This is a genomic window from Streptomyces sp. NPDC059696 (assembly GCF_042733745.1).
GTDB lineage: Bacteria > Actinomycetota > Actinomycetes > Streptomycetales > Streptomycetaceae > Streptomyces.
Map to the genome: position 1 here is coordinate 147,917 of NZ_JBHWFG010000018.1, position 7,523 is coordinate 155,439.

At 69.9% G+C, this 7,523-nt stretch carries 6 protein-coding genes and 1 pseudogene; 6 read left to right on the plus strand and 1 reads right to left on the minus strand.

All coding sequences use genetic code 11. The features are described from left to right. The first annotated feature begins 93 nt into the window (after window positions 1–93). Window positions 94–1,422 carry a class I SAM-dependent RNA methyltransferase gene (locus ACFV20_RS21280; RefSeq protein ID WP_385658675.1) on the plus strand — a complete coding sequence of 443 codons (1,329 nt, stop codon included), beginning with the start codon at window positions 94–96 and terminating at the stop codon, window positions 1,420–1,422. Window positions 1,423–1,903: 481 nt separating this feature from the next. Here ACFV20_RS21280 and ACFV20_RS21285 read toward each other — a convergent pair. Continuing rightward, window positions 1,904–2,376: pseudogene (locus ACFV20_RS21285) on the minus strand (amino acid transporter); the annotation flags it as partial. Window positions 2,377–2,620: 244 nt separating this feature from the next. On the opposite strand from ACFV20_RS21285, the gene ACFV20_RS21290 reads away from it, so the two are divergent. Genes ACFV20_RS21290 through ACFV20_RS21310 form a run of 5 tightly spaced genes read left to right on the plus strand, consistent with a single transcriptional unit; the run spans window position 2,621 to window position 7,385 of the window. Next, window positions 2,621–2,833 (plus strand): hypothetical protein, encoded by a 213-nt coding sequence (locus ACFV20_RS21290; RefSeq protein WP_385658676.1) that lies wholly within the window; start codon window positions 2,621–2,623, stop codon window positions 2,831–2,833. Further along, the gene (kdpF, locus tag ACFV20_RS21295; protein ID WP_037672136.1) at window positions 2,830–2,919 is read left to right on the plus strand and encodes a K(+)-transporting ATPase subunit F; all 90 of its coding nucleotides are present in this window, start codon (window positions 2,830–2,832) and stop codon (window positions 2,917–2,919) included. Before ACFV20_RS21290 ends, kdpF begins: the two co-directional genes overlap by 4 nt. Before the next feature lie 8 nt (window positions 2,920–2,927). Continuing rightward, on the plus strand, window positions 2,928–4,589 hold the full coding sequence (gene kdpA / locus ACFV20_RS21300; RefSeq protein WP_385658678.1) for a potassium-transporting ATPase subunit KdpA: 1,662 nt from the start codon (window positions 2,928–2,930) through the stop codon (window positions 4,587–4,589). After that, window positions 4,589–6,712 (plus strand): potassium-transporting ATPase subunit KdpB, encoded by a 2,124-nt coding sequence (gene kdpB, locus ACFV20_RS21305; RefSeq protein ID WP_385658681.1) that lies wholly within the window; start codon window positions 4,589–4,591, stop codon window positions 6,710–6,712. Before kdpA ends, kdpB begins: the two co-directional genes overlap by 1 nt. A gap of 4 nt (window positions 6,713–6,716) precedes the next feature. Continuing rightward, entirely contained in the window at window positions 6,717–7,385 is a 669-nt protein-coding gene (locus tag ACFV20_RS21310; protein ID WP_385658682.1) for a potassium-transporting ATPase subunit C, read from the plus strand. The last annotated feature ends 138 nt before the right edge of the window (window positions 7,386–7,523 follow it).

The following is a 7,523-nucleotide window of genomic DNA, read 5'->3' on the forward strand; positions in this document are numbered from 1 at the left end:
AAACGGCCGGGCGGCAGCCACGTAGACTGGTCGGCTGTTGTCCGGCCGTTCCCGTTCGGCCCTTCCCCTCACGTGTTTTGGAGTCACCCCGCCATGCAGGCAGAACCGAGGAAGTCGCTGGTGGGGGAGGAGTACGAGGTCGAGGTCGGCCCCGTCGCCCACGGCGGCCACTGCATCGCCCGTACGTCCGAGGGCCAGGTGCTGTTCGTACGGCACGCGCTGCCCGGTGAGCGGGTCGTGGCGCGGGTGACGGAGGGCGAGGAGGGCGCGCGGTTCCTGCGCGCCGACGCGGTGACGGTGCTCGACGCCTCCAAGGACCGTATCGACGAGCCCTGCCCGTTCGCCGGCCCCGGCCGCTGCGGCGGCTGCGACTGGCAGCACGCGAAGCCCGGGGCGCAGCGGCGCCTGAAGGCCGACGTCGTCGCCGAGCAGCTCCAGCGTCTCGCCGGGCTCACCCCGGAGGAGGCCGGCTGGGACGGCACGGTGCTGCCCGCCGAGGGCGACAAGGTGCCGGCCGGCCAGGTCCCGGCGTGGCGCACCCGCGTGCAGTACGCCGTCACCGCCGACGGCCGGGCGGGCCTGCGCCGGCACCGCTCGCACGAGGTGGAACCCATCGATCACTGCATGATCGCCGCGGAGGGCGTCAGCGAGCTGGGCATCGAGAAGCGGTCCTGGACGGGCATGGACTCCGTCGAGGCGATCGCGGCGACGGGCTCCCAGGACCGCCAGGTGATCCTCACCCCGAAGCCGGGCGCTCGCCTCCCGCTCGTCGAACTCGACCGCCCCGTCTCCGTGCTGCGGGTGGACGAGCGCTCCGGCGGTGTGCACCGCGTCCACGGCCGCCCCTTCGTCCGCGAACGGGCGGACGGCCGCACGTACCGCGTCGGCAACGGCGGTTTCTGGCAGGTCCACCCGAAGGCCGTGGACACCCTGGTGACCGCGGTCATGCAGGGCCTGCTGCCGCGCAAGGGCGACATGGCGCTCGACCTGTACTGCGGCGTCGGCCTCTTCGCCGGCGCGCTCGCCGACCGGGTCGGCGAGCAGGGCGCGGTCCTCGGCATCGAGTCGGGCAAGCGGGCGGTGGAGGACGCGCGGCACAACCTCGCCGACTTCGAGCGCGTCCGTATCGAACAGGGCAAGGTCGAGAGCGTGCTGCCGCGCACGGGCATCGAGGAAGTCGACCTGATCGTCCTCGACCCGCCGCGGGCGGGCGCGGGCCGCAAGACGGTGGAGCACCTCTCGTCGCTGGGGGCCCGGCGGATCGCGTACGTGGCATGCGATCCGGCCGCGCTGGCGCGGGACCTGGCGTACTTCCGGGACGGGGGGTACCGGGTGCGGACGCTGCGGGCGTTCGATCTGTTCCCGATGACGCATCACGTGGAGTGCGTGGCGATCCTGGAGCCTGCCGAGAAGGGCCGCTGATCTGCGGTTTTGTCGAGTGTCCGTGATGTGCGTCATGTGCGTGACGGGTGCCTGCGGTGTGCGCCGTGCCGGTACGGCGCACCCCTTCTGGGCGTCGCGGCGAGGGTCAGCCGCGGACGGCTGAGGCGAAGAGGGCGGGGAGGTCCTGCCATCGAGGGTGGGCGGCGAACTCGGTGAGGAGCCGGCCGGTCCGGGAACGCGCTGCCTGGCTCCTCGGTCAGGGAGTGCCGGGCGAACCAGCGGGCGACGGGTTTCGCGCTCACTCCGTGCAGGACGACACCGGGCAGGACGGTCGCGGCCGTCACCCTCACGACGAAGCGGTGCGGCCCCCGGCGGGGAGACAGACCTGGAGGCTGCGGTCAGGACCTGGTCGCCGGTCGGCGAGGCTACCGGGCGTCGTCGGGATCCGAGCAGGGGCGGTGGATCGTCTCGAGCAGACCGGCGGCGATGAGCGTCCAAGCGCCGATGCCGAGGCCGTCGTTCAGCCGGTGTGCACCCGTGGGCGGTTCCGCCGAGCGCAGCACCTCGCGGGTGATCGGGGCCACCTCGCCCTGGCCGAACAGGAACAAGCGCAAGAAGTCGGCGAAGGGGTTGCCCTCGGTCCCTCGCAGGAGACGCGCGGGACGGCGCTGGTCGTGTCGCGGACGTGCAGGAGGAGGGCCGCCAGGGCGTTCGGGACGGAGGACTCCAGGGGGAGGACGCGGTAGCGGTTGTGCAGGACCTCGCCGCGTACCGTCAGACCGGCCTCGACGTCGGACGGGTCGGTGACGTGCCCGTGCAGGAAGACGAAGTCCTCCTGCACGGGCACGTCGTTGTCGGCGCGGACCTGCGCGATCTTCTCGCGCTGTTCGGCCGCACCCCGGTGGTCGGGCACGTTGGCGATGAAGCGGATCCTGCGGCTGGCCGTGTCCCGACGAACCGCTGCGCCATGTCGTCGAACGTCACGCCGGTGACGCCGCCCGGCTCGAACTCTGTTCGTGCGGATCCCGGAGACCGAGCCGGAACGGCTGTGGCCGGGGGTGTCCCCCCGCGCGAGCGAAGCCGAGCGTGGGGGAGACCGCTGCAGAACCGGCGGGGCGCGGTGTCGCGCACGCCGTGCGACGGGAGACCAACGCGGTGATCTGCCGCCTCCGCTTCGGTTGCCCTGAAGCGGGACCACCCACCTCTGCGGCGAGGCCTGGTCACCGACGCGGACCAGGTGCCGTCAGGGTTCCGTCAAAGTCGTGGGCCCGGCCGTAAGGGAGGCGTCAACGACCGGCCTGATCCGGTCACCGATGCGCTTTCCTCGAATCGTCCGATCAACCGAACCTCACTCCAGGAGTTCGCGATGGCCGATCTGGCCTTCGTCGTCACCACGATCGCGGTATTCGCGCTGGTGGCCCTTGTCGCCAAGGGGGTGACCAAGCTGTGACCGCCGAGAACGTCGTCGGCCTCGTCGTGGCCGTCTCCCTCCTGGGATATCTCGTCCTCGCCCTGATCTTCCCGGAGAGGTTCTGAGACAAGAGATGGGTCCCGTACTCGCGGGCGTGCTCCAACTGCTCGCACTGATAGCGGCGCTGGCGCTCGCCTACAAGCCCCTCGGCACCTACATGGCCAAGGTCTACACCTCCGACAAGCACGGGCGCGTCGAGAAGTGGATCTACAAGGGCATCGGTGCCAACCCCGACACGGAGATGCGCTGGCCCGCGTACCTGCGCGGCGTGCTCGCCTTCTCCGCCGTCGGTGTCCTGTTCCTCTACCTGCTGCAGCGCCTCCAGGGCCACCTGCCCGGCTCGCTCGGCTTCGCCGCGATCGACCCGGACCAGGCGTTCAACACGGCCGCGTCGTTCGTGAGCAACACCAACTGGCAGTCCTACTACGGCGAGCAGGCCATGGGCCACGTCGTGCAGACCGCCGGTCTCGCCGTGCAGAACTTCGTCTCGGCCGCCGTCGGCATCGCCGTGGCCGTGGCACTCGTGCGCGGGTTCGCCCGATCCCGCACCGGTGAGCTGGGCAACTTCTGGTCCGACCTGGTGCGCGGTGTGGTCCGTGTCCTCGTCCCGATCGCCGTCGTCGGCGCGCTCGTGCTGGTCGCGTGCGGCGCGATCCAGAACTTCTCCGGCATCCATGAGGTCGGCCAGTTCATGGGTGGCACGCAGCAGTGGAACGGCGGCGCGGTCGCCTCCCAGGAGGCCATCAAGGAGCTGGGCACCAACGGCGGCGGCTACTTCAACGCCAACTCCGCCCACCCCTTCGAGAACCCGACCCCGTTCTCCAACCTGTTCGAGATCTTCCTGATCCTCGTCATCCCGTTCTCGCTCACCCGGACCTTCGGCGTCATGGTCGGCTCGGTCAAGCAGGGCTACGCGATCCTCGCCACCATGGCCACCATCTGGGTCGGCTTCGTCGCGCTCATGATGTGGACCGAGTTCTCCCACCACGGCCCGGCCTTCGAACTGGCCAACGGAGCGATGGAGGGCAAGGAAGTCCGCTTCGGCGTGGGCTCGTCGTCGATCTTCGCGACCTCGACCACGCTCACCTCCACCGGTGCGGTGGACTCCTTCCACTCCTCCTTCACCGGCCTCGGCGGCGGCATCACCATGCTCGGCATGATGCTGGGTGAGATCGCGCCCGGCGGTGTCGGCTCCGGCCTCTACGGCATGCTGATCATGGCGATCATCGCGGTGTTCATCGCCGGTCTGATGGTGGGCCGCACACCGGAGTACCTGGGCAAGAAGATCGGCTCCCGCGAGATCAAGCTGGCCGCCTGCTACATCCTGATCACCCCGGCGCTCGTGCTGGTCTTCACCGCCTGCGCGATGGCGCTGCCGACCCCGGCGAACTCCATGACCAACACCGGGGCGCACGGTTTCTCCGAGATCCTCTACGCCTACACGTCCGCCTCGAACAACAACGGCTCGGCCTTCGCCGGTCTGAACGCGGACACACAGTGGTTCAACTCGACCCTGGGCCTGTGCATGCTCCTCGGCCGCTTCCTGCCCATGGTGTTCGTGCTGGCGCTGGCCGGCTCGCTCGCCGAGCAGAAGCCGGTCCCGGCCACCGCGGGCACCCTGCGCACCGACAAGCCCCTGTACACCGGCCTGCTGGTCGGCACGATCATCATCATCACCGGTCTGACGTACTTCCCCGCTCTCGCGCTGGGGCCGCTGGCCGAAGGGCTGGCGTGATGACCACCGACGTAAAGAAGCAGGACTCCATGTCCACTCCCACCCTCGCTCCCCACCAGGACGCCCCCACCGGGCACAAGGCCCCCGAGGGCCGCGTGAGCGCGGGCCTCTTCGACCCCGAGCAGCTGGTCAGGTCGCTGCCGGACGCCTTCCGCAAGCTCGATCCGCGGGTGATGGTCAAGTCCCCCGTGATGTTCGTGGTGTGGATCGGGTCCGTCCTGACCACGGCCTTCTCCTTCACGGACCCGGGCGACTGGTTCGGCTGGACGATCAGCGTCTGGCTGTGGCTGACGGTGATCTTCGCCAACCTGGCGGAGGCCGTCGCCGAGGGCCGCGGCAAGGCACAGGCCGACACCCTGCGCAAGGCCAAGACCGACACGGTGGCGCGCCGGCTCGTGGACGACCGCGAGGAGCGTGTGCCCGGCACCGAGCTGAGGATCGGCGACCTGGTCGTCTGCGAGGCGGGCGACGTCATCCCCGGTGACGGCGACGTCGTCGAGGGTGTCGCCTCGGTCGACGAGTCGGCGATCACCGGCGAGTCCGCGCCCGTCATCCGGGAGTCCGGCGGCGACCGCTCGGCGGTCACCGGCGGCACGAAGGTCCTGTCCGACCGCATCGTCATCAAGATCACGACGAAGCCCGGCGAGACCTTCATCGACCGGATGATCAACCTGGTCGAGGGCGCGGCCCGGCAGAAGACGCCGAACGAGATCGCCCTGAACATCCTGCTGGCCTCGCTGACGATCGTCTTCCTCCTGGCCTGCGCCACGCTGCCGCCGCTGGCGGACTACGCGGGCACGCACCTGACGATGGTCGTGCTGGTCGCCCTGCTGGTCTGCCTCATCCCGACCACCATCGGCGCCCTGCTCTCGGCGATCGGTATCGCGGGCATGGACCGGCTGGTGCAGCGCAACGTGCTGGCCATGTCCGGCCGGGCGGTCGAGGCCGCCGGCGACGTCTCCACCCTCCTGCTGGACAAGACCGGCACCATCACGCTGGGCAACCGGCAGGCCGCCGAGTTCGTGCCCGTGCGCGGTACGACCGAGGCGCAGGTCGCCGACGCGGCGCAGCTGTCGTCGCTGGCCGACGAGACACCCGAGGGCCGCTCGATCGTCGTCCTCGCCAAGGAGAAGTACGGCCTGCGCGAGCGCCACCAGGGCGAACTGGTGGGTGCCGAGTGGATCGCCTTCACCGCCCAGACCCGCATGTCGGGGGTGGACGTCGACGGGCGCAAAATCCGCAAGGGCGCGGCCGGTTCGGTCATCTCCTGGGTCCAGGAGCAGGGCGGCACCATCGCCGAGGACGCCGACGAGATCGCCAACGGCATCTCCGAGGCCGGCGGTACGCCCCTTCTCGTCGCGGTCGAGGACGCGCGCGGGGCCCGTGTCCTGGGCGTGATCCACCTCAAGGACGTCGTCAAGCACGGGATGCGGGAGCGGTTCGAGGAACTGCGCCGCATGGGCATCAAGACCGTCATGATCACGGGCGACAACCCGCTGACGGCCAAGGCGATCGCCGAGGAGGCGGGTGTCGACGACTTCCTCGCCGAGGCCACCCCCGAGGACAAGATGGCGCTCATCAAGCGGGAGCAGGCGGGCGGCAAGCTGGTCGCGATGACCGGTGACGGCACCAACGACGCACCGGCGCTCGCGCAGGCCGACGTCGGCGTGGCCATGAACACCGGCACGTCGGCCGCCAAGGAGGCCGGCAACATGGTCGACCTCGACTCCAACCCGACCAAGCTCATCGAGATCGTGGAGATCGGCAAGCAGCTGCTGATCACGCGTGGTGCGCTGACCACCTTCTCCATCGCCAACGACGTCGCCAAGTACTTCGCGATCATCCCCGCGCTCTTCGCGGCCGTCTACCCGGGCCTGGACAAGCTCAACATCATGGGCCTGTCCTCACCGGACTCCGCGATCCTGTCCGCGGTGATCTTCAACGCTCTCGTCATCATCGCCCTGGTGCCGCTCTCCCTGAAGGGCGTGCAGTACCGGCCGGTCAGCGCCGACAAGCTACTGCGGCGCAATCTGACGATCTACGGCCTGGGCGGACTGGTCGCCCCCTTCATCGGCATCAAGATCATCGACCTGCTCATCTCCCTCATCCCCGGGATCGGCTAAGGCCATGAACAACTCCGTCACGAACACCGCCCGGCTGGTCGGGGCGGGCCTGCGCGCCCTCCTCGTGCTGACCCTGGTGACCGGTGTCCTCTACCCGCTGGTCGTCACCGGCATCGCGCAGGGGCTGTTCCACGACCAGGCGAACGGCTCCGAGATCAAGGCGGACGGCAAGGTCGTCGGCTCCTCCCTGATCGGGCAGGCCTACAACCTGCCGCTGAAGGAGGGCCAGGAGACCCCGGCACCGGACCTGAAGTGGTTCCAGGGCCGCCCGCAGAACGGCCTCGGCACCAACAGCGTCAACACCCAGTACAAGCTCATCCTGTCCGGCGCGACCAACCGCTCCGGTGACAACGAAGAGCTCATCCAGTGGGTGAAGGACGCCAAGGCGGCCGTCGTCAAGGACAACTCCACGGGCACCTACAAGGTGAAGCCGTCCCAGGTTCCCGCGGACGCGGTCACCTCCTCGGGGTCCGGACTGGACCCGGACATCTCCCCGCAGTACGCGGACCTCCAGGTCCACCGGGTCGCCGAGAAGAACGGCCTGTCCACCGCGGAGGTGCGCAAACTCGTCGACGAGCACACCGAGGGCCGCACCCTCGGCTTCATGGGCGAGCCGCGCGTGAACGTCCTCGAGCTCAACATCGCCCTCAAGGAACTCACGGCGACGAGCTGATGACGTCACGCGATGTCCTCGGGAGCCGGGGGGGGCGGGGGCCGGGACCGCCCCCCCGCGGCCCACAACCCCCCCGCCGGCGCGGCCCACGCGGCGCCCCGCCGCCCGCACGACAACAAGAGGGGGCCGCACACACAA

Bases quoted from the DNA above. Each gene is read 5' to 3' on its own strand.
- kdpB (WP_385658681.1), top strand. From the start codon at position 4,589: ATGACCACCGACGTAAAGAAGCAGGACTCCATGTCCACTCCCACCCTC.
- ACFV20_RS21280 (WP_385658675.1), top strand. From the start codon at position 94: ATGCAGGCAGAACCGAGGAAGTCGCTGGTGGGGGAGGAGTACGAGGTC.
- kdpA (WP_385658678.1), top strand. From the start codon at position 2,928: ATGGGTCCCGTACTCGCGGGCGTGCTCCAACTGCTCGCACTGATAGCG.
- ACFV20_RS21310 (WP_385658682.1), top strand. From the start codon at position 6,717: ATGAACAACTCCGTCACGAACACCGCCCGGCTGGTCGGGGCGGGCCTG.